Source organism: Streptomyces sp. NPDC007901, assembly GCF_042959465.1.
Taxonomy (GTDB): domain Bacteria; phylum Actinomycetota; class Actinomycetes; order Streptomycetales; family Streptomycetaceae; genus Streptomyces.
On record NZ_JBIBKW010000019.1, the window covers coordinates 85,510 to 111,016 of the forward strand.

Annotated in this window: 25 protein-coding genes; 14 read left to right on the forward strand and 11 right to left on the reverse strand. The window is 72.3% G+C overall.

Annotated features, from left to right (window positions below; genetic code table 11):
* Positions 1 to 24 precede the first annotated feature (24 nt).
* Together ACFZDK_RS42085 and ACFZDK_RS42090 are read right to left on the reverse strand one after the other, a co-directional pair.
* Complete coding sequence (locus ACFZDK_RS42085) at positions 25 to 507, reverse strand: nuclear transport factor 2 family protein (RefSeq protein WP_390980852.1); 483 nt, start codon at positions 505 to 507, stop codon at positions 25 to 27.
* 92 nt (positions 508 to 599) lie between these two features.
* Complete coding sequence (locus ACFZDK_RS42090; protein WP_390980854.1) at positions 600 to 1,271, reverse strand: hypothetical protein; 672 nt, start codon at positions 1,269 to 1,271, stop codon at positions 600 to 602.
* 167 nt (positions 1,272 to 1,438) lie between these two features.
* On the opposite strand from ACFZDK_RS42090, the gene ACFZDK_RS42095 reads away from it, so the two are divergent.
* Both ACFZDK_RS42095 and ACFZDK_RS42100 read left to right on the forward strand, forming a co-directional pair.
* Positions 1,439 to 1,747 (forward strand): hypothetical protein, encoded by a 309-nt coding sequence (locus ACFZDK_RS42095; RefSeq protein ID WP_390980856.1) that lies wholly within the window; start codon positions 1,439 to 1,441, stop codon positions 1,745 to 1,747.
* Between the two features lie 94 nt (positions 1,748 to 1,841).
* Positions 1,842 to 2,582, forward strand: coding sequence for an SDR family oxidoreductase (locus tag ACFZDK_RS42100; protein ID WP_390980858.1), 741 nt, complete (start codon positions 1,842 to 1,844; stop codon positions 2,580 to 2,582).
* A gap of 13 nt (positions 2,583 to 2,595) precedes the next feature.
* Here ACFZDK_RS42100 and ACFZDK_RS42105 read toward each other — a convergent pair whose 3' ends face one another.
* Complete coding sequence (locus tag ACFZDK_RS42105; RefSeq protein ID WP_390980860.1) at positions 2,596 to 2,775, reverse strand: hypothetical protein; 180 nt, start codon at positions 2,773 to 2,775, stop codon at positions 2,596 to 2,598.
* 252 nt (positions 2,776 to 3,027) lie between these two features.
* Entirely contained in the window at positions 3,028 to 3,858 is an 831-nt protein-coding gene (locus ACFZDK_RS42110; RefSeq protein ID WP_390980862.1) for a helix-turn-helix domain-containing protein, read from the reverse strand.
* 134 nt (positions 3,859 to 3,992) lie between these two features.
* Between ACFZDK_RS42110 and ACFZDK_RS42115 the strand changes: the two genes are divergently transcribed.
* Both ACFZDK_RS42115 and ACFZDK_RS42120 read left to right on the forward strand, forming a co-directional pair.
* The gene (locus tag ACFZDK_RS42115) at positions 3,993 to 4,700 is read left to right on the forward strand and encodes an alpha/beta fold hydrolase (protein WP_390980864.1); all 708 of its coding nucleotides are present in this window, start codon (positions 3,993 to 3,995) and stop codon (positions 4,698 to 4,700) included.
* A gap of 53 nt (positions 4,701 to 4,753) precedes the next feature.
* On the forward strand, positions 4,754 to 5,119 hold the full coding sequence (locus tag ACFZDK_RS42120; protein ID WP_390980866.1) for a DUF4440 domain-containing protein: 366 nt from the start codon (positions 4,754 to 4,756) through the stop codon (positions 5,117 to 5,119).
* Positions 5,120 to 5,137: 18 nt separating this feature from the next.
* Here the strand turns inward: ACFZDK_RS42120 and ACFZDK_RS42125 are convergent, their stop codons facing one another.
* Positions 5,138 to 5,629: a MarR family transcriptional regulator gene (locus ACFZDK_RS42125; RefSeq protein WP_390980868.1), complete on the reverse strand. Its 492-nt coding sequence runs from the start codon at positions 5,627 to 5,629 to the stop codon at positions 5,138 to 5,140.
* Between the two features lie 100 nt (positions 5,630 to 5,729).
* Here ACFZDK_RS42125 and ACFZDK_RS42130 point away from each other — a divergent pair, with 100 nt between their 5' ends.
* Positions 5,730 to 6,311, forward strand: a complete 582-nt coding sequence (locus ACFZDK_RS42130; protein ID WP_390980870.1) for an NAD(P)H-dependent oxidoreductase — start codon at positions 5,730 to 5,732, stop codon at positions 6,309 to 6,311.
* A 369-nt stretch (positions 6,312 to 6,680) separates the two neighbouring features.
* On the opposite strand, the gene ACFZDK_RS42135 is transcribed toward ACFZDK_RS42130, so the two are convergent.
* Complete coding sequence (locus tag ACFZDK_RS42135) at positions 6,681 to 7,556, reverse strand: undecaprenyl-diphosphate phosphatase (protein ID WP_390980872.1); 876 nt, start codon at positions 7,554 to 7,556, stop codon at positions 6,681 to 6,683.
* A gap of 357 nt (positions 7,557 to 7,913) precedes the next feature.
* Here ACFZDK_RS42135 and ACFZDK_RS42140 point away from each other — a divergent pair, with 357 nt between their 5' ends.
* From ACFZDK_RS42140 to ACFZDK_RS42150, 3 genes are read left to right on the forward strand one after another with little or no spacing between them, the layout of a single operon-like run.
* Positions 7,914 to 9,071: a Gfo/Idh/MocA family oxidoreductase gene (locus tag ACFZDK_RS42140; RefSeq protein WP_390980874.1), complete on the forward strand. Its 1,158-nt coding sequence runs from the start codon at positions 7,914 to 7,916 to the stop codon at positions 9,069 to 9,071.
* The gene (locus tag ACFZDK_RS42145) at positions 9,068 to 9,997 is read left to right on the forward strand and encodes a DUF6807 family protein (RefSeq protein WP_390980876.1); all 930 of its coding nucleotides are present in this window, start codon (positions 9,068 to 9,070) and stop codon (positions 9,995 to 9,997) included. The genes ACFZDK_RS42140 and ACFZDK_RS42145 overlap by 4 nt, the downstream gene beginning before the upstream one ends.
* On the forward strand, positions 9,991 to 10,719 hold the full coding sequence (locus ACFZDK_RS42150) for a cupin domain-containing protein (protein WP_390980878.1): 729 nt from the start codon (positions 9,991 to 9,993) through the stop codon (positions 10,717 to 10,719). Before ACFZDK_RS42145 ends, ACFZDK_RS42150 begins: the two co-directional genes overlap by 7 nt.
* 16 nt (positions 10,720 to 10,735) lie before the next feature.
* Here ACFZDK_RS42150 and ACFZDK_RS42155 read toward each other — a convergent pair whose 3' ends face one another.
* On the reverse strand, positions 10,736 to 11,206 hold the full coding sequence (locus tag ACFZDK_RS42155) for a winged helix-turn-helix transcriptional regulator (protein WP_390980880.1): 471 nt from the start codon (positions 11,204 to 11,206) through the stop codon (positions 10,736 to 10,738).
* 114 nt (positions 11,207 to 11,320) lie between these two features.
* On the opposite strand from ACFZDK_RS42155, the gene ACFZDK_RS42160 reads away from it, so the two are divergent.
* On the forward strand, positions 11,321 to 12,493 hold the full coding sequence (locus ACFZDK_RS42160) for an acetyl-CoA C-acyltransferase (RefSeq protein WP_390980882.1): 1,173 nt from the start codon (positions 11,321 to 11,323) through the stop codon (positions 12,491 to 12,493).
* A gap of 136 nt (positions 12,494 to 12,629) precedes the next feature.
* Here the strand turns inward: ACFZDK_RS42160 and ACFZDK_RS42165 are convergent, their stop codons facing one another.
* Positions 12,630 to 13,391 (reverse strand): VTT domain-containing protein, encoded by a 762-nt coding sequence (locus ACFZDK_RS42165; protein WP_390980884.1) that lies wholly within the window; start codon positions 13,389 to 13,391, stop codon positions 12,630 to 12,632.
* Between the two features lie 333 nt (positions 13,392 to 13,724).
* Between ACFZDK_RS42165 and tuf the strand changes: the two genes are divergently transcribed.
* Complete coding sequence (gene tuf / locus ACFZDK_RS42170; protein WP_390980886.1) at positions 13,725 to 14,906, forward strand: elongation factor Tu; 1,182 nt, start codon at positions 13,725 to 13,727, stop codon at positions 14,904 to 14,906.
* A 155-nt stretch (positions 14,907 to 15,061) separates the two neighbouring features.
* Complete coding sequence (locus ACFZDK_RS42175; RefSeq protein WP_390980888.1) at positions 15,062 to 15,907, forward strand: fused MFS/spermidine synthase; 846 nt, start codon at positions 15,062 to 15,064, stop codon at positions 15,905 to 15,907.
* Here ACFZDK_RS42175 and ACFZDK_RS42180 read toward each other — a convergent pair.
* Complete coding sequence (locus ACFZDK_RS42180) at positions 15,869 to 17,173, reverse strand: MFS transporter (protein WP_390980890.1); 1,305 nt, start codon at positions 17,171 to 17,173, stop codon at positions 15,869 to 15,871. The two genes, ACFZDK_RS42175 and ACFZDK_RS42180, sit on opposite strands and share 39 nt — an antisense overlap.
* A 91-nt stretch (positions 17,174 to 17,264) precedes the next feature.
* Positions 17,265 to 18,290 (reverse strand): hypothetical protein, encoded by a 1,026-nt coding sequence (locus ACFZDK_RS42185; RefSeq protein WP_390980892.1) that lies wholly within the window; start codon positions 18,288 to 18,290, stop codon positions 17,265 to 17,267.
* A 169-nt stretch (positions 18,291 to 18,459) separates the two neighbouring features.
* On the opposite strand from ACFZDK_RS42185, the gene ACFZDK_RS42190 reads away from it, so the two are divergent.
* Positions 18,460 to 18,897, forward strand: coding sequence for a DUF4442 domain-containing protein (locus ACFZDK_RS42190; protein ID WP_390981059.1), 438 nt, complete (start codon positions 18,460 to 18,462; stop codon positions 18,895 to 18,897).
* Positions 18,898 to 19,045: 148 nt separating this feature from the next.
* Here ACFZDK_RS42190 and galU read toward each other — a convergent pair whose 3' ends face one another.
* On the reverse strand, positions 19,046 to 20,008 hold the full coding sequence (gene galU, locus ACFZDK_RS42195; RefSeq protein ID WP_390980894.1) for a UTP--glucose-1-phosphate uridylyltransferase GalU: 963 nt from the start codon (positions 20,006 to 20,008) through the stop codon (positions 19,046 to 19,048).
* A gap of 414 nt (positions 20,009 to 20,422) precedes the next feature.
* Between galU and ACFZDK_RS42200 the strand changes: the two genes are divergently transcribed.
* Together ACFZDK_RS42200 and ACFZDK_RS42205 are read left to right on the forward strand one after the other, a co-directional pair.
* On the forward strand, positions 20,423 to 22,285 hold the full coding sequence (locus tag ACFZDK_RS42200) for a ricin-type beta-trefoil lectin domain protein (RefSeq protein WP_390980896.1): 1,863 nt from the start codon (positions 20,423 to 20,425) through the stop codon (positions 22,283 to 22,285).
* 265 nt (positions 22,286 to 22,550) lie between these two features.
* Positions 22,551 to 25,031 (forward strand): glycoside hydrolase family 3 C-terminal domain-containing protein, encoded by a 2,481-nt coding sequence (locus tag ACFZDK_RS42205; protein WP_390980898.1) that lies wholly within the window; start codon positions 22,551 to 22,553, stop codon positions 25,029 to 25,031.
* The last annotated feature ends 476 nt before the right edge of the window (positions 25,032 to 25,507 follow it).

Consider the following 25,507-nt stretch of genomic DNA (forward strand, 5'->3'; position numbering starts at 1 on the left):
CCGACAGGGGGCATGGGAGCGGGCTCAGTCGGTCAGGGCGGCCGTGCGCTCGGCCATCTTCCGCCACTTCTCCTCGACGACCACCCGGCGCAGCCGCCAGCCGTCCCGGGTGCGCAGCAGCCCGAAGGAGTAGCGGCCGCCGCACACGAAGTCGGGGGCCGTGGAGACGCCGTCGCCGCCGGCGAAGCGCATGGGGTTGATGTAGTCGGCCTGGACCTGGGCGCTGTCGCCGGTGTCGTGCTCCAGCACCCCGAACCGCGTCCGGCGGTTGACGATCAGATGCTGGCGCATCGCGAACAGCGCGAGGCTCTCGGCGAGCCACCCGGAGATCTGCTCCGCGTCCCCCTCGATCCCGCCGGCGGACCGGTAGTCGGCCCGCCCGTCCGCGGCGAACAGTCCGCGGTACGCGGCCCATTCACCGTCGTCCACGGCCACCGCGTACTGGGTGACCACCTCGTCCACGGCCAGCCGGTCCATCACGGTCGCGAGCTCCACACGCTGCGTCATCGGCACAGTGTTGGGCACGGGGCGGGCCGAGCCAAGGGGTACGGGCGATTTTCGGGGGGTGTTCGATCTCGGCCACGGGTACAACACCGCGGTCACTCGGCAGCAGCCGGCACCTTGCCGAGCTTCTTCAGCTGTGCCCTGATGACCGCCTCCGGCACGGCGGCCGGCTCCTGGCCCCTCGGTCCGCTGGGCAGGTTGAAGGTGGTGAACATGGCGACCGTCGCCCCCTGGCGGACCGCCACCACCGCGTACGGCACCCGCACCGGCTCCTCGTCCGCGCTGCCGGCCGCCAGTTGGGTGAGCCGCAGGGACACGGACTCGTCGCCGTAGCCGGGGTCGGGGCGGACCTGGACCTCGTCGTAGTCGAAGTCCACCAGGACGTCCTTGAAGGTCTTGCACCGCTCGGCGGCCGTCCGCAACGCGTCGATCACCCGCTCCGCCTCTCCGGAGCCGTGCGACGAAAGGGTCAGGTGCGCACTCGGTCCGTGCGCCTTCGAGAAGACGATCCGGGCGGTACGCGCGGTGGCGGCGAAACCGCTGCTGCCGCCCACCGCCTGCACGGCGGGGGCGCATTCGGCGGGCTCCGCCGTCTTGCGGGACGCGGAGGTGGCCGCCAGGTCCCGCTGCACCTCGTAGCCGTCGAGATCCGTACCCGTGAGCGCAGCCTGCTCCAGTGCGGCCTTGCTCAACGGCTTGGCCGAGGCGCCCTCCTGGGCATCCTGCCCGGCTCCGCAAGCGGCGAGCACCCACGCCAACGAGGTCATGACCATGGCAATCCCACTACCGGCACGTCTTCGGCGAACCACTGTTTCCCCACCCGTTTGTTTCCGGAACGCGAGCCCTCTACCCCGGCTCGGAGCATCGAGCAGCAGAGTAGATCGTCGGGCCGGGAACTGAACCGGGTTTTCGCGGACGCCTGGGAGGATGCCCTGTGATCCATTACCTGAGGTTCTTCTTCGAGATCGGCGTGGACACCCCGTTGTGGCCGGAGGACATGGACAGCCCGTACGGCTATCCCGTCGACCTGGACAGGCTGCCGATCGGCGCGGCCACCCGGGAGGAGCTGGCGCGGTTGTCCGCGTGGTACCAGTCGTCGATCGACTGGGCGTATCCGCCGGACCCGTCGCCGTGGTCGGACGAGGAGCGGGAGGCCTTCAAGCAGCGGGCACGCGCGGCCCTGGCGGCGCTGCGTGAGGAGTTGGGGGAGGGGTGGAAGGTCCGGGACGAGAGCCTGCTCTGAAGCCCTCCTTTATTTCTGGGGGCTCGGGTATCTCTGGGGGCTCGGGCGCCGGCGGTCGTAGGATCTTGGTCCGGTCCGGCTTCAGGAGGTTCGTATGACACGTCCCGTCACGGTCGTCACCGGCGGCAGCCGGGGTATCGGCGCCGCGACCTGTCTGCGGCTCGCGGCCGACGGGCACGATCTGGTGATCGGGTACCGCCGGGACGCCGACGCCGCCGAGACGGTCGCGGAGGGGGTGCGGAAGGCCGGGGCGCGCGGTGTCGTCGTACCGGTGGACACGGCCGTGGAGGCCGATGTGGAGCGGCTCTTCGACACGGCGGAGGAGCGGCTCGGGCCCGTCACGGGGCTGGTGAACAACGCGGCCGTGACCGGGCCGTTCGGGCGGCTGGTGGATGCCGGGACCGCGGATCTGCGGCAGGTCGTGGAGGTCAACCTGCTGGGCACGCTGCTGTGTTCGCGGCGGGCGGCGCGGCTGATGGCGGCGCGCGGGAGCGGGGCGATCGTGAACGTGTCCTCGGCGGCGGCCACGCTCGGCAGCCCCGGCGAGTACGTCCACTACGCGGCGACCAAGGCGGCCGTGGACGCGCTCACCGTGGGCCTCGCCAAGGAACTCGGCCCGGACGGTGTGCGGGTGAACGCGGTGGCGCCCGGCGTGATCGAGACGGAGATCCACGCGGCCATGGGCGACCCCGGCCGGGCCGAACGGGTCGGCGCCACCACGCCGTTGGGCCGCGCCGGCCGGCCGGAGGAGATCGCCGGCGCCATCGCCTGGCTGCTGTCGCCCGAGGCCTCCTACACGACGGGCGCGGTGCTGCGGGTCTCCGGCGGGCGCTGAACCCGGCGCCGGGTCAGGCCGCCTCGATGATCCGCTCGCGGATCGCCTCGGCCCACTCGACCACCAACAGCTCGTACTCCGCCCGCTCCTGGGCCGACAGGGATCCGCCCGCACGCAGCCACAGCGCCCGGATGTGCTCGTTGACCTCGGCAGCAGACCGCGCGGAACCAGGGGTTCGGGAATCGGGGGACATACGGAACAGCGTAGGGGCAAGAACTGACGGTGCGCTACCGGACCACTACGCAGACCGTATGGGGTTGGTCACGGGCGATACGGCGGGCGGGTGGCCGCGCCTTGGCATTTGCCGGACGGGTGGTCACGGCACGGACCCGGCCCTGGGCCCCTGGTCAGGCCTTCGCCCTCACCGGAGCCGAGTACGACGGCCCAACGCCCGGGAAAACGGGGGGATTTCGTGGTTGGCCGAGATGTGGCGCCCGGGCCGCACTCACGCCGTGGGCGCCGCCGAGGCGAGCAGGGCCAGCTTCTCCGCGCTGTCGCTGCCCGGGTCCGGGTGGTAGACGACGAGCGTCTGGCCTGCCGTGCCGCTGACGCCCAGCCGCTCCCGGTGCAGCCGGAGCCGGCCGACCTGCGGGTGGTCCAGACACTTGGCGGCACCCTCGCAGGCGGCCACGTCGTGACGGGCCCAGAGGCGGCTGAACTGCGGGCTGGCGAGGGAGAGTTCACCGATCAGGTCGATGACGCGGGGATCGTCCGCGTCGGTCCCGACGGAGCGGCGGAAACCGGCGACCATGCCCGCTCCGGCGTTCTCCCAGTCCGGGTGGAGGGCCTGCTCGGCGGGGTCGAGGAAGGTGTCCCGCAGCCGGTTGGCGCCCACCGTGAGCCGGGGTGACAGCGCGGTCGCCAGGGCGTTGGCTGCGAGCACGTCGAAGTAGCGGCCCTCGACGACGGCGGGCAGCGGCAGCGTGGCGACGAGCTGGACGATGCCGGGCGGGACGGTCTCCCTGCGGGCGCGGCGGCGCCGGCGGGGCCTTGCGGTGCCCGGGCCGACCAGGCCGAGCAGATACGCCGTCGCGTCCTCGTCGAGCAGCAGCACGCGGGCCAGGGCCTCCAGGACCTGTACGGACGGATTGCGGTCGCGGCCCTGTTCCAGACGCAGGTAGTAGTCGGCGCTGATCCCGGCCAGCATCGCGACCTCCTCCCGGCGCAGGCCCGGCACCCGCCGTGTCCCGAGCACGGGGATGCCGGCCTGCTCGGGCGTGACGAGCTCGCGGCGGGCCCGCACATAGGCGCCCAGCAGGTTCGGTGCGTCGGTCATCCCGCCACGGTAGTCCGGGCCGCCGCGCCCGTGCCTGGCCCTGTCACCCCCAGGATCGCCGGGGCTCTGCCGCGGCCGGAGCCGGGCCGGAAGCGTGCTCGGCGACAGCCGCGAACGACCCGAGGAGCACGATCATGTCGACGTATCTGCTGGTGCACGGTGCCTGGCACAGCGGGGAGTGCTGGGAGCGGGTGGTCCCGCTGCTGACCGCGGCCGGGCACCGGGTGTACGCGCCCTCCCTGACGGGCCACGGCGACAAGGCCGGTCTGCTCGGCCCCGACGTCGGCCTGGACACCCACGTGGACGACATCGTCGGACTGATCACGGACGAGGACCTCGACGACGTCGTCCTCGTGGGGCACAGCTACGCGGGGCTGGTCGTCTCGGCCGCCGCCAACCGGGTCCCCGGCCGGATCGGCCACCTGGTCCACCTGGACGCGATGGTCCCGGAGCACGGCGAGACCGCCGCCGACATCCAGCCCGTGACCCGGGCCCTGATCGACCGCGCCCTGGCCTCCGGCGACGGCTGGCGGGTCCCGCCACTGCCCGAACTCCCGCCTCCGTACGGCCTGTTCGGGGTCACCGAACCGGCGGACCTGGCGTGGCTGCGCACGATCCTCTCCGACCACGCGGTGCGCTGCTTCCAGCAGCCGGTACGGCTGGACGACCCGGCCGTGCGCACGATCCCGCGGACCCACATCCACTGCGTGGGCGCCGTACCGGAAGGCATCGTCCGCCGCCCGGTGCCCGCGGGACAGCCGGTGTGGGAACTCCCCACCGGCCACGACTGCATGATCACCATGCCCGCCGAACTCGCCGAGCTGCTGCTCAAGATCGCCTGAGCGCCGGAGAACTCGCTGGGACCGCGCGGCGATCGCCCGTAGACTCCCCTCCCATGACGGACGAGAACGATCAGGCGGTACGGGCGGCGATCGACGCCGAGTCGAAGCTTCTCGATCCCGAGGTGCGCGCCCGCCCGGAACTCGTCCTGGAGCTGCTCGACCCGGAGTTCACCGAGGTCGGGGCCTCGGGCCGGCGCTGGGACGCGAGGTCGATCCTCACCGTGACCAGCGGCGGATCGGTGTCCCCGGACTCGCCGGTCGTGGTGACCGGGATGTCCGGCACCGTCCTCGCCCCGGGCGTCGTCCACCTGACGTACTTCGCGGACCACCAGGGCAGCCGCGTGTGGCGCAGCTCCCTGTGGCGCCTGACGGGGACGGGCTGGCGCATGTACTACCACCAGGGCACGCCGGCGGCCTGAGGGCGCCCGGGGCCCTACCTAGCGCCCGCTGGCGGCGGCGGCCTCGTCGGGGCGAGGCGGCTCGATGCGGTCGATCGTCTGCTCGCTCCAGGCCCGGATGACCGCGGCCTGTTCGGGGGTGAGCGAGTCCAGGAAGTGGCGGCGGATGTTGCCGGCGTGCCCGTCGATGGCGCTCTCCGCGGCCCGGCGGCCCTCGGCGGTGAGCCCGATCCCGGTACGACGGCCGCCGGCCCCGCTCTGGGTCGTCTCCACCAGGCCGCGGCTCTCCATGCGCGTCAACTGGTGGGAGACGCGGCTCTTCTCCCAGTCGAGCGACTCGGAGAGCTCACCGACGCGCATCTCGCGGCCGGGGGCCCGCCACAGCGTCACCAGCACGCTGAACTCGGGTTTGGAGATGCCGCAGTCGCGCTGCAGACCGCGCTCCAGCTCCCGGGCGAGCAGCCGCTGCGCGCGCATCCAGGTGTCCCAGAACTCCCACTCGTCGGGGTCCAGCTTACGAGTCTCCGCCATGGCCGGAATCGTACGAGGGAGCGAGTTGACGCGTCAACTCCATGTTTGCCTAGGATGGGGCGGAGTTGACGTATCAACTCCTCTCGGAAGGGTGCTTCACATGGCACTTCGCATCGGCATCGTCCTCGGCAGCACGCGCCCCGGACGCCGTGGCGAGCAGATCGCCTCCTGGGTGCTGGACACGGCGCGCGCCCACGGCGGCGCCGACTACGAACTGGTCGATCTCGCCCACCACCGCCTCGGCAACCTCGACGAGGGCGGCAACCCGAACCTCCGCCAGTACCAGCACCCGCACACCCGCGACTGGTCCCGGGTGATCGACGGCCTCGACGGCTACGTCTTCCTCGTCCCGGAGTACAACCACTCCTTCCCGGGTGCGCTGAAGAACGCGCTGGACTACGTCTACCGGGAGTGGAACGACAAGGCCGCCGGCATCGTCAGCTACGGCGGCTGGGCCGCCGGGGTCCGGGCCGCCGAGGCGCTGCGGCTGGTCCTCGCCGAACTGCAGGTGGCCACGGTCCGCGCCCAGCCGGCCATCCCCGCGATCCCCGCCTTCGCGACCGGCGCCTTCGTCCCCGGCGAGGGCCTCGACGCCTCGGTCCACGGAATGCTGGACCAGGTCATCGCCTGGGCGGAAGCGCTGCGCGGAGTGCGCGAGGGCAGGGCGGGGGCGGCGGCCTGAGGGCGGGTGCCTGTGCGGGCGAGACCGCCGGGCGGTACGCGAAGACGGCGACCATGTGCCCGGCCGCACCGCACGGCGTCGGGAGGTCCGTGGGGCCACCGTCACGGACGGGCTGGTCCACCCCGACGATGCGAGCGACCCGGCAGGGCGGCTCCATCGCCGCGCGTGCCGAAGGTCCCCGGAGAGGCCGTTCCGGCGCCGGCGCCTAGTGCAGTGACCGGAAAGGTTTGCCGGGAAGCTCGCGGCGTCCGGTGCGGTGCATCGCAAGGCGGAGCATCGCCCGCGTACTGGACGTACTCGGGTGATGCGACAACGCGGCGAGGTGCCGTGCCGGGCGTCGCGAGCCGGTGAACCTTTCCGGTCGCAGCACTAGCTCGCCGACTCCGCCGCGTGCGGGCTCAGTACGTCTGCCGAGACCAGGGCGATGATGACGATGCCGAGGGCGACGCGGTACCAGACGAAGGGCATGAAGCTCTTGTTGGAGATCCACTTCATGAACCAGGCGATGACCGCGTATCCGGAGACGAAGGCGATCACCGTCGCGAGGAGGGTCGGGCCCCAGTCCACATGCCCCTCGCTCACCGAGTCCTTGACCTCGAACGCGCCGGAGGCCAGCACCGCCGGGATGGCGAGGAGGAAGGAGTAGCGGGCCGCCGCCTCGCGCTTGTAGCCCATGACCAGGCCGCCGCTGATGGTGGCGCCGGAGCGCGAGACGCCGGGGATCAGGGCGCAGGCCTGGCAGAGGCCGAAGATCAGGCCGTCCTTGACGCTGAGGTTCTCCAGGGTCTTGCGCTGCTTGGGCGCCCGGTGCTTGCCGCCCGTCTCGTCGCGGGCGGCAAGCCGGTCGGCTATGCCGATGACGACGCCGACGACGATCAGCATGGTCGCCGTGATCCGCAGATCGCGGAACGGGCCCTCGATCTGGTCCTTGAGTGTCACGCCCAGCACGCCGATCGGGATCGAGCCGACGATCACCAGCCAGCCCATCTGGGCGTCGTGATCCGACCGCATCGCCTTGTCGAACAGCGACCGGAACCAGGCGGAGATGATCCGCCCGATGTCCTTGCGGAAGTAGATCAGCACGGCGGTCTCCGTGCCGATCTGGGTAATCGCCGTGAAGGCCGCGCCCGGGTCCTCCCAGCCGGAGAAGGCCGCGGTCAGCCGCAGATGCGCGCTGGAGGAGACGGGCAGGAACTCGGTCAGCCCCTGGACGAGTCCGAGGATCAGCGATTCAAACCAAGACATGAAGGTACGGCGTCCCAGGGGTGAGGGGGCGGCTGGAGGTCGCGGCGGCGCGCGTGATCATGCGTGTGCAACGGCAGCGTAGCGGGCCCGGATGACAGCCCGGACACAGGGGTTGGGCGGGCGGACCGGGGGCAGGGGCGGGCGGGAGAGTGGGCGGGAAGCGGGTGGGGAGCGGGCGGGAAGATCGACATGATCGGCCGGACATCCGAGGGGGTGTTGACCGGTTGAGGTGCCGCCGCTTACGTTTCCCCAGGAGAAAGCGCTTGCTCCCGCACATCCGGGTGCGTGTGCGGCGCACGTCGGGCGGTGGTTCGCACCCATCGTCGGTACACGCCCCGAGGAGTGCTGATCACGTCCATGCCCCGCTCGCCCCGCTCCCCAGCTCCCTTCACCGGCCGGCGCATCCGGGCCGTCGTCGTCGGCGCCGGCGCCATCGGCCGTGGTTCGCACCTGCCCGCGCTCGCCCGGCTGGCCGAAGAGGGCGAGACCGAGGTCGTCGCCGCCGTCGACATCGATGCCAAGGCCGTCGAGGAGTTCTGCGCCGAGGCCGGCATTCCGCACGCCTACACCGACCTGGACCGGATGCTCGACGAGCAGCGGCCCGACCTGGTCACCATCGGCACCCCGCCCACCCTGCACAAGGCCCAGACGCTGGCCGCGCTGCGGGCCGGTGCCTGGGTGTGGTGCGAGAAGCCGCCCGTGCCGTCCCTGGCCGACTTCGACGCGGTCGAGGCCGAGGAGGGCACCGACGGCGGGCCGTACGCCTCGATCGTCTTCCAGCACCGCTTCGGCTCCGCCGCCACCCATGTGCGCCGGCTGCTCGCCGAGGGGGCGCTGGGCCGCCCGCTGGTCGCCCACTGCCAGACCACCTGGTACCGCGACACCGCTTACTACGCCGTGCCCTGGCGGGGCCGCTGGGCGACGGAGGGCGGCGGCCCGGCCATGGGCCACGGCATCCACCAGATGGATCTGCTCCTGGACCTGCTGGGACCGTGGAGCGAGGTGCGGGCGATGGCCGGCCGGCTGGTGCACGACGTGGAGACCGAGGACGTCTCCACCGCCCTGGTCCGGTTCGCGAACGGCGCCCTGGCGACCGTCGTGAACAGCGTGCTCAGCCCCGACGAGGTGAGCCGCATCCGGATCGACTGCGAGCGCGCCACCGTCGAACTGACCCACCTCTACGGCCACCGCAACGAGAACTGGCGCATCACCCCCGCCCCCGGCGTCCCCGCCGAGGAGGCGGCGGCCTGGCAGGACTTCGGCCCGGACGTGCCCAGCTCCCACCTGGCCCAGCTGCGCGAGCTGATCGCCAGCATGCGGGCGGGGGAGCGGCCGCGCAGCAGCGGTGCCGACGGGCGCACCAGCCTGGAGCTGATCACCGCGCTGTACAAGTCGGCGTTCACCGACACGACCGTGCGCGCGGGCGGGATCGGTCCGGGTGATCCTTATTACACGGCCCTGCACGGCGGAGCCCCGGGCTGGGCGCCGGTCGAGCGCGAGGAGGTGTCCGCGTGAGCGGCGAGCTGCGGATCACGCACGCCCACGGCGACCGGGTCACGGTGACCGAGCCGGTCACCGGGGTGCAGCTCTTCGCGTACGTCTACCGTCCGGAGGCGGCCTGGGAGGCGCCGCGGCCCTACCTCCACCCGATCCGCACCCTCGCCGGGGACGTCGTCACCGACTACCGGCCCAACGACCACCGCTGGCACAAGGGCCTCTCCCTGACCGCCTCGCACCTGTCCGGCGCGAACCTGTGGGGTGGCAACTCCTATCTCCACGGCCAGGGTTACGTCGCCATCCCGGAGCGCGTCGGCTCGATGCGGCACCTCGGCTTCGACGAGCTGTCGTCGGCGGACGAGCGGCTCGTCCTCGCGGAACGGCTGAGCTGGCACCCGTACGACGGCACGCTGTGGGCGGACGAGCGGCGCCGCATCGAGGTCCACGACGTCGACCTCGACTCCGGCTCCTGGGCACTGACCTGGGACAGCGCGATCACCAACCGCCGTGACGAGCCACTGCTGTTCGGCAGCCCGACCACCGCCGGGCGCGAACAGGCCGGCTACACCGGCCTGTTCTGGCGCGGCCCGCGCGCCTTCCGGGACGGCCGGATCATCGGCCCGGACGGGGAGGGCCCGGAGCTGATGGGTTCCCAGTCCTCCTGGCTGGCCCTCTCCGGCGAGCACGACGGCGCCGACGGCCATGCCACCGTCGTCTTCGAACACGCCCCGGAGAACGACCACTCGGGCGCGGCCGGCACCCACCCCGCCCACTGGTTCGTCCGCAACGACCCGTTCGCCGGCATCGCCCCCTCCTGGGCCTTCCACGACGAACTCGAACTGGCCCCCGGCGACACCCTGCACCGCCGCTACCGGGTGGTGGTCGCGAACGGCGCCTGGGAGCGCGCGGACATCGCCAAGTACCTGGAGGCGCATCCGTGGTAAACGGCGGGGAGTTCGCGTTCGCGGGCCTGCCGGGCGGGGTCGCGGTCTCCCGCCTGTGCGTGTACGACTGGCCCGCCGCCGACGGCGTTCGCGGCGGAACTCCCCATCTGCACCTGGCCTGTTCGGAGGCGTACGTCGTCACCGGCGGCCGGGGTGCGGTACAGACGCTCACCACCTCCGGATACGAGGTCACGCCCCTCGTGCCCGGCACGGTCGCCTGGTTCACGCCGGGCACCGTCCACCGCCTCGTCAACGAGGACGACCTGCGCATCACCGTCCTGATGCAGAACAGCGGACTCCCGGAGGCCGGGGACGCGGTGCTGACGCTGCCGCCGGAGTACCTGGCCGACCCGGAGACCTACGCGGCCGTGACCACCGTCCCGGCCGACGCGCCGGAGGCCGAGCGGGAGCGGATCGCCCGCGCCCGCCGCGACCTCGCCCTGGAGGGCTACCGCGCCCTGCGCGAGGCCGCGGGACCGGAGCCGCTGGCCGCCTTCCACCGGGCCGCCGCGGCGCTCGTACGGCCCCGGCTCGACGAGTGGCGCGAGCGCTGGCGGCGCGGCGCGCGGGCCGCCGCCGCGGCCACGGGGGAGCAGCTCGACCGCCTCGGACGGGGCGACGTCGCGCACCTGGCCGAGGCCGTCGTACAGGCCGAACAGCCCTTTGAGCAGGGTCGGTTCGGGATGTGCGGGCGGCTCGACGTGTACCGGCAGGGGCAGTAGCGGGCGGTAGCGGCTGTCAGTCGGCCGCGGGGCCGGCGATCGTCCAGCCGGGGGACTGCGGGTGGGCCGTCAGGTCCTCGTGGCGGACCGGGTCGCCGCAGGCCGTGCAGGTGACGACCGGGGTGAGGGTCTTCCCGCAGCTGTGCTCGATCACCATGGGGCGGTCGCCCTCCTGGCGGAGGTGGCGGTCGCCCCAGGCCATGAGGGTCATCAGGATCGGCTCCAGTTCGAGGCCCGCCGGTGTGGGCCGGTACTCGAAGCGCTGCGGGCGCTCGCTGTAGACGCGCTTGGTGAGGATCCCGGCGTCCACGAGCCGGCGCAGCCGGGTGGCCAGGATGTCGCGCGGGGCGCCGATGTTGCGTACCAGCTGGTCGAAGCGGCCGTTGCCCAGGAACACCTCCCGCAGCACCAGCAGCGAGTGCTTCTCTCCGACCAGTGCCAGGGCGTCGGCGATCGAGCAGGGTCGGGGATCTTTCGGGGCGGCCATGTCCGCCAGTCTAGAGGCATTTCCTGGGTGGGTTTGATTTTCCAACTGGTCGAGCTATGGTGAGTCCGGATTTCCTACTCACTGGTAATCAAGAATGGCAATCGAGGTCCCGTGATGCGTGACGCAGTCATCGTCGAAGCCGTACGCACTCCTGTCGGGAAGGGCAAGCCGAACGGCTCCCTGGCGCACGTCCACCCCGTCGAACTCCTCGCCCACACCCTGCGCACCCTCGTCGAGCGCTCCGGCGTCGACCCGGCCCTCGTCGACGACGTCATCGGCGGCACCGTCGACCAGGTCGGCGAGCAGGCCATGAACACCACCCGGTACGCCGTGCTCTCGGCGGGCTTCCCGGAGACCGTGCCCGCGACCACCGTCGACCGGCAGTGCGGCTCCTCCCAGCAGGCCGTGCACTTCGCGGCGCAGGGGGTCATGTCCGGCGCCTACGACATCGTCGTGGCCTGCGGGGTCGAGTCGATGAGCCGGGTGCCGATGTGGTCCAACGTGCCGCCCGGCAAGGACCCCTTCGGCCCCGGAGTCGCCGCGCGCTACCCGGAGGGCCTCGTGCCGCAGGGCATCAGCGCCGAGCTCATCGCCGCCAAGTGGTCGCTCTCGCGGGCGGAGCTGGACGCGTTCGCGGTCTCCTCGCACCAGCGGGCCGCGGCCGCGTGGGAGGCGGGGCGGTTCGACGCGGAGGTGGCGCCGCTGGACGGGGTGAGCCGGGACGAGTCCGTACGGCCCGGGACCACTGCCGAGATCCTCGCCGGGCTCAAGCCCGCCTACTACGACCCCGGGTTCGCCGAGCGCTTCCCGCAGATCGAGTGGAGCGTCACGGCGGGGAACGCGAGCCCCGTCAACGACGGGGCCTCCGCCGTGCTGATCATGGCCGGGGAGACCGCGGAGCGGCTCGGGCTGCGGCCGCTGGCCCGGCTGCACGCGTTCGCCGTGACCGGCTCGGACCCCTTGCTGATGCTGACCGGGGTGATCCCGGCGACGGAGAAGGTGCTGCGGCGGGCCGGGCTCTCGGTGGGAGACATCGACCTCTTCGAGGTGAACGAGGCGTTCTCCAGCGTGGTGCTGGCCTGGCGGCAGGAGACGGGGGCCGACCTGGCCAAGGTGAACGTGCACGGCGGGGCCATCGCGCTGGGGCATCCGCTGGGGGCGAGCGGGACTCGGCTGACCACGACGCTGGTGCATGCGATGCGGGAGCGTGGGGCGCGGTATGGGCTGCAGACCATGTGTGAGGCGGGTGGGTTGGCGAACGCGATGATTCTGGAGGCGGTTCGGTAGGGGGTGCTGTGCGCCTACGGGGGTGGTGGGCTGGGTTGGGGGGCGGCGCCGTGGGGGCTGGTCGCGCAGTTCCCCGCGCCCCTTACGGGGCGCTGTAGTACGGGGCGTTGAAATGTGTGGGCGTTCGGCAGGTGGCTTATTTCGCTCGCAGGTGGTGGCGTTTGCGCCAGGCCACCACTGCGCCGGCGACCGCGGGGACGACGATGGCCGCGACCGAGATCAGGAAGACCGGGGAGGTCGGAGTGGAGGCGCGGGCGCCCGCTACCACGTACGCGGCCACGTTCGGGATCGAACCCAGGCCCGTGGCCAGCAGATACGGGGCGTAGCGCATGCGGGAGACGGCGGCGGCGTAGTTGGCGGCCCAGAAGGGGACGCCGGGGAAGAGGCGTACCGCCAGCATCGAGCGGAAGCCGTGCCTGCTGAACTGGTGGTCGGCGGCCTTCAGCAACCGGCCGCGCAGCAGCGGGCGCAGGGCCTCCTGACCGAGCATCCGGCCGAGCGCGAAGGAGAGCCAGGCGCCGAGCAGGGTGCCCGCCATGGCCGCGCCCAGGCCCAGTGCGGAGCCGAACAGCGCGCCGGCCGCGAGGTTCAGGATGGGCCGGGGCACGAACGCCACCGTGATCAGGCCGTACGCCACGGCGAAGATCACCACCGCGGTGGTCCCCTCGACCTGCGGCGGCCAGCCCCGGGTCATCAGTCTCTGCGGCTCGAAGAGCAGCACCGACGCCCCGGCCGCCGCCAGCAGGGCGACGAGCAGGGCCAGCCGCGACCACGGTGACAGCAGCACGCGGGTGCAGCGCGCGGTGAAGTTCACCGGAGCGGGCAGGGCAAGGGGCAGCTCCTTGGCGGCGGCCGGGGGAACGGCCGTGGCGGTGCCAGAGCGGTTGGCATCGAGCATTCGGTGACAGTAACCGAAGCCGATGTGTGATCGCCGTATGGATGCTGTCCATTGGGCGAACCGGCGCCGGAGAAAACCGTTCGACGTGGGGCGACGCATCGGCAATGATCTGCGTCATGTTCCGGTTCGCCTTCCTCGTCGCAGCATCCGCAGTCGCGGATGCGCCGAAGGCTGCCGTCCCCGTTCTCACGGCCGCTGTCGACGGCGCCCGAAGCTGACCCTCCCCGGATCGCCCGGCGGACCCCGCAGGGGGAGGGTCGGCGGATCACCCGGGGTCCCCGCGTCCCGCCATGACGAGACGCATCACCGCAGTTCAGGCTTTGAGGTAGAGCCATGCCCAAGACGGCATACGTCCGCACCAAACCGCATCTCAACATCGGCACGATGGGCCACGTCGACCACGGCAAGACCACCCTGACCGCCGCCATCACCAAGGTCCTCGCCGAGCGCGGCACCGGCACGTTCGTGCCGTTCGACCGCATCGACCGGGCCCCCGAGGAGGCACTGCGCGGCATCACCATCAACATCGCGCACGTGGAGTACGAGACCGACACCCGGCACTACGCCCACGTGGACATGCCGGGCCATGCCGACTACGTCAAGAACATGGTCACCGGCGCCGCACAGCTGGACGGGGCGATCCTCGTCGTCTCCGCGCTCGACGGGATCATGCCGCAGACCGCCGAACACGTGCTGCTCGCCCGGCAGGTGGGCGTCGACCACATCGTGGTCGCGCTCAACAAGGCCGACGCCGTCGACGACGGCGAGGACACCGTGCTCACCGACCTCGTGGAGCTGGAGGTCCGGGAGCTGCTGACCGCACAGGGGTACGGCGGTGACTCCGTGCCCGTCGTACGGGTCTCCGGCCTCAAGGCCCTGGAGGGGGACCCGCGGTGGACGGCGTCCATCGAGGCGCTGCTGGACGCGGTGGACACGTACGTGCCGATGCCGGAGCGGTACCTCGACGCGCCGTTCCTGCTGCCGGTGGAGAACGTGCTCACCATCACCGGCCGCGGGACCGTGGTGACCGGTGCGGTGGAGCGGGGCACCGTGCGGGTCGGGGACCGGGTCGAGGTGCTCGGCGCGGACGTCGAGACCGTCGTCACCGGGCTCGAGACCTTCGGGAAGCCGATGGACGAGGCGCAGGCCGGGGACAACGTGGCGCTGCTGTTGCGGGGCGTGCCCCGGGACGCGGTGCGGCGGGGGCATGTCGTGGCGGCGCCGGGGAGCGTGGTGCCGGCCCGGCGGTTCTCGGCGCGGGTGTACGTGCTGTCCGGGCGCGAAGGGGGTCGTACGACTCCGGTCTCGACCGGGTACCGGCCGCAGTTCTACATCCGTACGGCGGATGTGGTCGGGGACGTCGACCTCGGTGAGGTGGCGGTCGCCCGGCCCGGGGACACGGTGGAGCTGACCGTGGAGCTGGGGAGGGCGGTGCCGTTGGAGGCGGGGCTCGGGTTCGCCATTCGTGAGGGTGGCAGGACGGTGGGGGCGGGGACCGTGACCGCGGTGGAGTGAGGTCGCGGTGGGTGGGGGACTGCGGGCCGGTGGGGGCCGGTCGCGCAGTTCCTCCCCCAGCCTTCGGCCGGGGGTACCCCCAGCGCCCCTGCCGGGGCGCAGTTGTCGCCGTCGGGCAGTGCGCGGGGCCCTCTGGGGCGGGCGACAATGGTGCCGTGAGTGAATCCATACCCGTCGTCCGTGTCACCGAGCACGGCACCGCCAAGCTCATGCCCGATGTCGATCGGGAGCGGGCCTGGCTGCTGACCGTCGACGGGGCGCCCCAGTCGTACGTCGATCTGGACGAGCCCACGCATCTGGAGTTCGAGTACGCCCGGCGGCTCGGGCATGTGCTGGACGCCGTGGCGGAGGCCGGGGCGCCGCTCGACGTGCTGCATCTCGGCGGGGGTGCGCTGACGCTGCCCCGGTACGTGGCGGCGACCCGGCCGGGGTCCCGGCAGGATGTCGTGGACGCCGACCGGGGGCTGCTGGAGCTGGTCACCGAGCACTTGCCGTTGGCGGACGGCGCGGGGATCGCCCTGCACGCCGCCGACGCCCGGGGCTGGCTGGAGGGGGCGCCCCGGGACTCGGCCGACGTGCTGATCGCCGATGTCTTCGGGGGGTCCCGGATCCCCGCGCATCTGACCTCGCTGGACTACGCGCGGGAGGCCGAGCGGGTGCTGCGCGCCGACGGGGTCTATCTCGCCAACCTCGCGGACTCCGCCCCCTTCGACTTCCTGCGCTCCCAACTCGCCACCTTCGCGGTGGTGTTCGAGGAACTGGCGGTCATCGCCGAGCCGGGGGTACTGCGCGGGCGGCGGTTCGGGAACGCGGTGCTCATCGCCTCGCACCGGCCGCTCGATGCGGGCGGGCTGGCCCGCCGCACCGCCGCCGACGCCTTTCCGGCGCGGGTCGAACACGGCAGCGTGCTCAGGGAGTTCGTCGGTGGGGCCCGGCCGGTCGGGGACGCGGACGCCGTGCCGTCACCCGAGCCCCCCGGTGGCACGTTCGGGATCGGGTGACTCCGCCGACGCGGTGACCGGGAGGGTGCGGCGGGTGAGGTTGCGGACGTCCGGGACCAGGAGGACCGCGGCGGTCACGGCGACGACCAGGCCGGCGCAGCCCCACAGGGCCGGGCTCCGGCCGAAGGCGTCCTCGGCGGGGCCGGCCAGGGCCGTCGCCAGCGGCAGCAGGGAGACGGAGCCGAACCAGTCGTACGCGGAGACCCGGGAGAGCTTCTCCTCGGGGATCTCCTGGTGCAGCGCGGTCATCCAGGAGACGCCGAAGACCTCGACGGTCGTGCCGGCCACGAACATCACCGCGCAGAGCACTCCGATGGGGACGGGGACCGCCAGCGCCGCCGAGGGGAGGGCGAGCGGGAAGATGCACAGGGTGCCCACGAACAGCAGACGGCGGGGTTTCCAGCGGGTCATCAGCAGGGCGCCGGCCACCGTGCCCGCGCCGAAGGCGCCCAGGGCGAGACCCCAGGGGCCCGGTCCGCCGAGGCTGTCGCGGGCGACCAGCGGGCCGTAGACCGCGTCGGCGGCGCCCACCACCGCGTTCGCGATCGAGAACTGGACGACGATGCCCCACAGCCAGGGGCGGCCGGCGAACTCGCGCCAGCCCTCCTTGAGGTCGGCCAGCAGCCCGTCGCCCGGGGTGCGCGGCGGGATGTGACTCACGTCGAGGAAGGAGCGGAGGGTCCCGGCGATCGCGAAGGCCGCCGCGTCCACCGCCAGCACCCAGCCGGGGCCGATCGCGGCCACCAGCGCGCCGCCCAGCGCCGCACCGCCGAGGGCCGCGCCCTGCATCGCCATCCGGAACACCGCGAAGGCCCGGCCCGCCTGTTCCCCGCTCACCGAGGACATCAGCATGCCCTCCGCCGCCGGGCTGAAGAACGCCTGGCCGGTGCCGCCCAGCGCCGTGAGCAGCATCATCTGCCACAGGCGCGGCTCGCCGGCGAGCACGAGGACGGCGAAGGTGCCCTGGGAGAGGAAGTTGAGCGCGTTGGCCGCGACCATCACACGGTGACGGGGGAAACGATCCGCCACCGCGCCGCCGATGAGCAGGAAGAGCACCAGCGGGAGGGTGCGGGCGGCCGCCACCAGTCCGACGTCCCCGCCGTCGCCGCCCGCGTCCAGCACCGCGAACGCGGCGGCGATCAGCGAGCCGTTGGCGCCCAGGCTCGTCACGATCGCCGCCGCGGTCAGCAGGCTGTAGTTGCGGCCCGCCCAGGCGGGTCTGCGCAGGCGGGAGGGGGTGCCGGGGGAGTCGGAGGTGGAGGTCACCGACCGACTATCCCCGCCGGGGGCCCGGCTTGCCAAACCGATTGTCGGGCATATCGTCGCCCGATCCGGTCAGCCTCCGGCCGGCTCCCGGTCAGCCTCCGGTCGGCGTGCCGTGCAGCCGGACCGTGCTGAGGATCTTCATGATCGTCGCGGTGGGGACCTCGCCGTTCACGCCCTTGGCGCCGTAGAAGTCCCACGACACCAGGTCGCCGGCCGAGTTCTCGAAGCCGAACGTGATCGCCTTGCCGTCGGTCGCGCACTTCCCCTTCGCGGGGGAGTTCGTCGAACGCGCCCAGGCGTAGGCGCCCTTGAGGCCGGACGCGGTGGTGTAGGCGGTGGCCTTCTTGTCGTAGCCGAGGGACTTCTTGTCCGGGTACGTGTAGCCGCCGTACACCCACCAGGGGACCTCCCGGACGGCCGCGTCGCCCGGGGTCTTCGCGCCGCTCTCGCCCTTGGTGCCCACCGCTGCCAGGGCGGTGTCCTCGGTTCGGCCGTCCTTGTCGTCGTCGCTCGTGCACCACTTCGACTTGTACTGGGCCGGCGCCGACATCGTGATGATCGGCTTGCCGTCCTTGTCCTCGAAGCCGACGGAGGTGCCCGCGGTGAGGACCTCCCAGTCGGCCGGTACGTCGAAGGCCGTGCCCCACTTGGGGTTCACGACGACCTTCCAGCCGGCGATCGTCGGCTGTACGGCGTCGTCGTCACCGCGCGTGCTGTCGTCCGTCGAGGCGGACGCGGACGCGGTGGGAGAGGGAGTCGGCGACTGGCTGGAGTGCCGGTCCTTCCCGCTGTCCGCCTTGTCGTCCTTCTTGCCGCCGAGCACCAGGAAACCGGTCACCCCGGCCGCCACGACGACGGCCGAGGCGGCGATGATCGCGACCAGTTTCGTCCGGTTGGCGCCTCCGCCGCCTCCGCCGCCGCCTCCGCCCTGCGGTGCCTGCGGTGCGCCCGCCGGGCCGGGCGGCCCCCACTGCGGCTGCTGCCCGTACCCGCCCGGCTGCGGGTACTGCTGGTAGCCGGGCTGCTGGTACGGATTCGGCTGCTGGTAACCCGGTTGCTGATACGGGTTGTTCTGCGGGTACTGCTCGCCCCCTGGCGGCTGCTGTTCTGGCCACATGGCCCGTAACCCTAGTGCCGCCGGGGACACGATTCGGTCACCGGGCCTCGGCGGAGGCGTACCGAAACGGCCGGCGGCCGTCCGCACCGTGCGACGGCAATCACCCTCGCACCACTCTGGCCAGAATCTGCTACCCGTGAGTAACATGCCCGTCATGAGCACTGACCAGATGTCGATCGGCGAGATGCTCGCCGCCACGGTTCCGATGGTGCGGACCCTCAACCTGGAGTACCTGGAGACCACTCCGGAGCGGGCCGTGCTGTCCATGCCGGACCAGGGCGACTTCCACAACCACATCGGCGGCCCGCACGCCGGGGCGATGTTCACCCTCGCCGAGTCCGCGAGCGGCGCGATCGTCCTCGCCGCCTTCGGCGACCAGCTCTCCCGGGCGGTGCCGCTCGCGGTCAGCGCCGAGATCGCCTACAAGAAGGTCGCCCTCGGCCCGGTCAAGGCCACCGCGACCCTCGGCCGCCCGATCGCCGACGTCGTCGCCGAACTCGACGAGGGCAAGCGCCCCGAGTTCCCGGTCACCGTCGCCATCACCCGCGAGGACGGCGCGGTCACCGGCGAGATGACCGTGGTCTGGACCCTCCGCCCCAACGGCTGACCGATCGAGGGGGGCTTGGGGGCCGACTGGTCGCCGGCCGTAGAGCCGGCCAATTCCGGAGTCGGCCGGTTCCGGGTCCGCCGATCCCGGAAGCGCCGGATGGGGTGAGGGCCGCAGGGTCCTCACCCCATCCTCCATGAGGGGCCGGTCAGGCGGCGGCGCGGCTTGGGCGCCGCTCGGCCCCGTTCTTGTCCAGGCCCGCGACGAAATCCTTGAGCCAGGTTGTGAACTCGGGGCCCAGGTCGGGGCGTTCGCAGGCCAGGCGGACCACTGTGCGGAGGTAGTCGCCCTTGTCGCCGGTGTCGTAGCGGCGGCCGTCGAAGACGACGCCGTGGACCGTGCCGCCCGCGGCCAGTTCCTGCAGTGCGTCGGTCAACTGGATCTCGCCGCCCCGGCCGGGCGCGGTCCGCTCCAGGACGCCGAACACCTCGGGGTCGAGGACGTAGCGGCCGATGACCGCGTAGTTGCTGGGCGCGTTCTCCGGGGACGGCTTCTCCACGAGGCCGGTCACCCGCACCACGCCGTCCTCGTCGGAGGGCTCGACGGCGGCGCAGCCGTACAGGTGCACCTGCGACGGGTCGACCTCCATCAGCGCCACCACACTGCCCTGGAAGCGGTCGCGGACGTCGAGCATCCGGCTGAGCAGCGTCTCGCGGGTGTCGATCAGGTCGTCGCCGAGGAGCACCGCGAAGGGCTGGTCGCCCACATGGTGCTTGGCGCACAGCACCGCGTGGCCGAGGCCGAGCGGGTCGCCCTGGCGGATGTGGTGGATGTCGGCGAGCCGCGCGGGATCGCGCACGGCGTCCAGCCGCACCGTGTCGCCCTTGGCGGCCAGTGCCTGCTCCAGCTCGAAGGCGTTGTCGAAGTGGTCCTCGATGGCCCGCTTGTGCCGGCCGGTGACCATGAGGATGTCGTCGAGCCCGGCCTTCGCGGCCTCCTCCACGACGTACTGGATGGCCGGCTTGTCGACGACCGGCAGCATCTCCTTCGGCGTCGCCTTCGTGGCGGGCAGGAACCGGGTGCCGAGTCCGGCGGCCGGGACGACGGCCTTGCGCACGGACCTGGGGGACGCGGGGACGGGGGAGGCGTGCGGAGTGTGGGGGGCGATCATGCGGCCCATGCTGGCCCACCGGGATGGGAGCGCGCCGGGAGAAACATGGGAGACGGCTGTGGAACGCCACGTTCCGCCGGCCGTGACCGCGGCCGTCCGGGAGTTGAAGATTTCGTGTGCCATCGGGTCCTTGTCGCACACAAGTTGAACCTGTGCTGCCGCTGATTAACGCGAGGGCAAGGATACCGCCGGTAACTTATCTGAATTCCCGCGACTTTGAACTTGGGTCACCTCACCTTCTTGTTTCCTGTGAGGCCGGTGTGCGAAGGTGAGCCTTCCCGCGGGAGGGTCCAGAGGCCGGTGTGGCCGTAAGGCCGGTCCTTATGGGCTCGAAAAGGTACGCACCAATCAGGCACTGCATTCCTCAGGGCGCCGTTTCGTATGCCGTCCTGCGGCTCGGAAGGAAATGGTTCAGTGCAATCCCCCTACCCCCCACGCCCGCCTTACCCGCCTCGCCCCGGTTCGGCCCCGGCGGAGTCCGACCGCAATCTCGTCGCCCGTCTCACCGGAACCCCCGCCGAGCGCCACCACGCCGTCGCCCTGCTGCTGACCCGGCACTGGCGTGCCACCTGTGACTACGCCGTCGTCTGCCTCGCCTCCGCCACCCCCACCGCCCAGTTGGTGGCCAGCGCCGCCTTCGAACGGGTCCTCGGCCGGCTGGCCGGCGGCGCGGTCGGGGGCGCCCTTCGTCCGCAGCTGCTCGTGACCGTACGGGAGACGGTCCGCGCGTGGGCCGCCGACGAAGCCATTTCGGTGGTCGCACCGGAGCTGCGCAAAACCACCGGAGGCCGCGGACTCGGCGCCGCGAGACCCGGCACGCCCGAAAGGCGGCAACTCGCCGAGCGTGCTTTCCAAGCCCTTCCCGGAGCCTCGCAATGCCTCCTCTGGCACATCGAGGTCGAAGCCGAACCCATATACATACCAGCTGGTCTGTTGGGTGTCGACACCGATACCGCAACGGCTGCCCTGGACCAGGCCCGTGAACAATTCAGGTCCGGCTTGGTACGCGCCCACCGGGAACTCGCGCCCTCCAAGGAATGCCGCTTCTACAACCGGCTCCTCGACGTTCCCATACGCCGGGGCGGCTCGTTGCTCCCCGATGTGCAACGGCATCTCACCGAGTGCCGGTACTGCCGGCACGCCGCCGAACAGCTCAGCCATTTCGACGGCGGCCTGGAGGTCCTGCTCGCCGAGACCGTGCTCGGCTGGGGCGCCCGCCGCTATCTCGACTCGCGGCCCGGCCGCGGCGCGGTCGTCGAGGCCTGGCCGTCCGCGGCCGAACCCGATCCCGCCGCGTCGCCCGGCGGCCGGCACCGCACCGTCTCCGAGGGCCGCCGGCGCAAGGCGCTGGCGGCCGGCGTCGGCCTGGTCTCCCTCGCGCTGCTCGCCACCGTGCTCGTGGCGAAGAGCTGGTCGGATGACAACGGTGTCCCACACCCCGGTGCCACGACCTGGGGAGCCCCCGGCGGCGGTGCCACCCGGCCCCGCCCCGCCGCCGACGCCCCCTCCTCGGCCTCCCCGTCCCCGGCCTTTGCGGGCGAGCCCGTCGAGATCGCCCACGGCCGGCTGCGCAGCCTCGACGCCGGGCTCTGCCTGGACGTGCGCGGCGGCCGGGTGCGGGAGGGCGCGGACCTGCGGCTCGGCCCGTGTTCGGACGCCGGCTCCCAGCAGTGGTCGTACCAGGACGACGGCATGCTGCGCAGCCCGCTCGACCCCACCCTCTGCCTCGCCGCCGACCCCGGCACGCGCAGTGTGGTGGTCTCCGGCTGTCTGGTGCACGCGGGCGAGGTGTCGTACGACCTGACGGTGCGCGGCGAACTCCTGCTGCGCTGGGACAAGGGTCTGGCGCTGGCCGCGGACGGCGCGCATGTGGTCGTGGCCGGGCGGAACGGGTCGGTGCGGCAGCGGTGGGACCTGGACCCGGGCGGCGGGGGAGCGGCGGCGACGCCCGGGGCCACGCGGTCCGCATCGGCACCCGCGCCGAAGAAGGACGGGCGGACGGACACCCCCGGTCCCCTGCCGGTTCCGGAGGACTCGCGGGAGGCGCCCGGCGCTCCGCAGCAGCCGTACGGCACCCGGGTCGCCCAGGCCGGGTCCCACGACCGGCCCGCCCCGGTCGCGCGTCCCGGGTACCCGGGGGAGCCCGTCGGCCCGCTCGCCGAGGCGGCCGGTGACGCCGTGGACTCCGTGACCGGCTCCGTGAGGGACTCGGTCAAGGCCGCCCTGCCCGCCACCGAGAGGGACCTCGTCGGTGGAGTGGGGGGCCTGCTCGGTTAGTCGGGGTCGGGAGTGACGGTTGTCGGAGGGCCACGGTGCGAAGTGGCCCTCCGTTTTCGCTTCTTGTCGGCTCGGGGGCGATTTCTGTTCAGATCGTTGACACGAGTCACCAGCGGATCTACGTTTCCGACGCGCCGGTGGTGCGAATGACGGGCCGTCAAGGTCCTGTGGCGGGTGTTGCGTTCACAGGCCGAACGCGGTCCGGGTGCCCGGGCGCGCTCGCGGTTCACATCGTCGTGCCCGCACACCGAAGGAGTGACGGCTCATGTCCGAAACCGTCTCCCGACGATCCGCCCTGCGTCTGACGGCCGGCGCCATCGCGGTCGCCGCCGCGGCCACCGGCGGACTCCTCCCGCTCACGCCCGCCGCCGCGGCCGGCAGACCCGGGGCCGGGGCCGGCCCCCGCGTCGAGCGGCTGATCGCCAGACTCACCCTCGACGAGAAGATCTCCCTGCTGCACGGGGCCACCGACCCCGGCTCGCTCGGCCAGGCCGGCTATGTACCCGGCGTCCCCCGGCTGAACATCCCGCCCCTCAGACTCGCCGACGGCCCGGCGGGCGTCCGGATCACCGAGCACGCCACCGCACTGCCCGCCCCGGTACTCCTCGCCTCCGCCTTCGACCCCGAACTGGCCCGCCGCTACGGCCAGGTGATCGGCCGTGAGGGCCGCGCCCTGGGCCAGGACGTGCTGCTCTCCCCGATGGTCAACCTCATCCGCACCCCCTACGCGGGCCGCAACTTCGAGACGTTCAGCGAGGACCCGCTGCTCGCCTCCGACCTGGTCGCCGCCGAGATCCGGGGCATCCAGGGCGAGGGCCTGATCGCGACCGTCAAGCACTTCGCCCTCAACAACCAGGAGAAGGACCGCAACTCGATCGACGTGCGTGCCGACGAACAGACCATGCACGAACTCGAACTGCGCGGCTTCGAGGCGGCGGTGGAGGCCGGCACCGGCGCCGTCATGGGCTCCTACAACAAGGTCAACGGCACCTTCGCCTGCGAGAACCCGACCCTGCTCACCGACATCCTGCGCGACCAGTGGGGGTACCGGGGCTGGGTGATGACCGACTGGTTCGCCGCGCACAGCACCGCCGCCGCGATCACCGCGGGCCTCGACATGGAGATGCCCGACGGGACCTACTTCGGTACGGCCCTCAAGTCGGCGGTGCAGAACGGCAGCGTGGCCGAGGCCTACGTCGACCGCGCGGTCCGCCGCATCCTCTCGGTGATGGACCGCTTCGGCCTCCTCGACGGCAGCGCCCCGCCCCGCCCCGACCGCGACGCCGCGGCGGGCGCCGCGGTGGCCCTGGAGGTCGCCAAGGCCGGCGCGACCCTGCTGCGCAACGAGCACGGCACCCTGCCCCTGGACGGCGGCGCTGTCGCGGTCATCGGACCGACCGGCGAACTGCCCTTCGTCAGCGGCGGCGGCAGCGCCCATGTCGTCCCCGACCACGCCGACAGCCCCCTCGACGCCATCCGGGCGCGGGCACGCGGCACCGTCACCCACACCCTCGGCGAGGACCTGTTCGGCAAGGCGATACCCGCCTCCGCCGTCAGCCCGGCCTTCGACAGCGAGGGGCAGACGGTGGCAGCCGGGAAGACCTGGGAGTACGACGGCTCGCTCACCGTCGGCGAGGACGACGAGTGGACCTTCGTGCTGCACTTCTCGTCCGCGGCCACCGCCCGCCCCAAGGTCCTGCTGGACGGCGAGGAACTCTTCCCCCTCGCGGCCGGCTACGGCGAGTACTTCTCGGGCGGCCTGGTCGCCGTCGCCCCCGACGGCCTCGGCGTCCGCCGCAAGACGCTGCAACTCGCGGCGGGCGCCCACACGTTGAAGATCACGGCGGACGGCGGGGACGCCGGCCTGCTGTTCCGGCTGCGCCGGATCACCGGCGCGACGCGCGCCCAGGACGTCGCCGACGCGGTGAGCGCGGCCCGGGCCGCACGCCATGTCGTGCTGTTCGCCTACGAGGACGCCACCGAGGGCCTCGACCGCACCACCGTCGCCCTGCCCGGCCACCAGGAGCAGCTGATCCGGGCGGTGGCCGCGGCCAACCCGCGCACCACCGTCGTCCTCAACACCTCGTCGTCCACCTCGATGCCCTGGCTGGCGCAGACGGGGGCGGTGCTCCAGATGTACTACCCCGGTCAGGAGGGCGCGGCCGCCACCGCCGCCGTGCTCTTCGGCGACAGCGACCCGGGCGGGCGCCTCACCCAGTCCTTCCCGGCCGACGACGACCACCATCCGGTCGCCGGTGACCCGCGCCGCTACCCCGGAGTCGACGGCACCGAGGAGTACTCGGAGGGCATCCACGCCGGCTACCGCTGGTACGACGCGCAGGGCGTGCGGCCCCTGTTCCCCTTCGGGCACGGGCTGTCGTACACCTCCTTCGCCTACTCCGAACCCGGGACGCGCTGGACTCACGACGGCCTGGAAGTGACGTTCACCGTGCGCAACACGGGGCGCCGGACCGGGGTCGCGGTGTCGCAGGTGTATGTCGGACCGTCGCCCGACCTCCGACTCGACCAGGCCGTAAGGGTGTTGGGCGGCTACCGGCGGCTGGTGCTGCGGGCGGGGGAGCGGCGCCGGGTGACCGTGCGGGTCGCCGCGCGCACTCTGTCGTCGTGGGACGCGGGGCGGCACCGCTGGGTGCTCGGCACCGGCCGGCGCACCGTCTGGGTGGGGGCCTCGTCCGGTGACCTGCGGCTGCGCGCCGGTGCGCGGGTGGGCGGCGGCCACCGCTGAATTCCTGTCAATGAGCGGCCGGGGAGCGAGGGCTCTCCGGCCGCTTTACTTCAAGGGTTTACGAGAATTTTCCCCACTGCGTGTTTCATTTGAAGTAATACAGTTGGCGTCAGGTTTCTGTCAGCCTTGGGTCACGGTTGGCGCCATGGCGTTCGGAACCGCTTTCCGGTGTGCCAGGATCGAGCCAGCGGACCGAAGTCATCCCGAATTTACAGAGCTCGGCGCGCCCGCACGGCGCGTTGCGCCGACGTGAGTGCTCGGTGAATGGCCGGGGTGCTTTGACGGGCTTGTGTCGGTGTGGCGCCGGTGGCCGGCACGCCGAACGGCCGTCGATCCGAAGGGGATTGCCAGGTTTTTCGGCTCTTGCGGTGAATTCCCCGGGCTGGCCGAATCAATACTGCCGGACGTCATGGGCCCCCTCCGTTATTGACCCACGAGTAATGAACTCGCTAGTTTCCGGTGGCCTCACCCCCGCG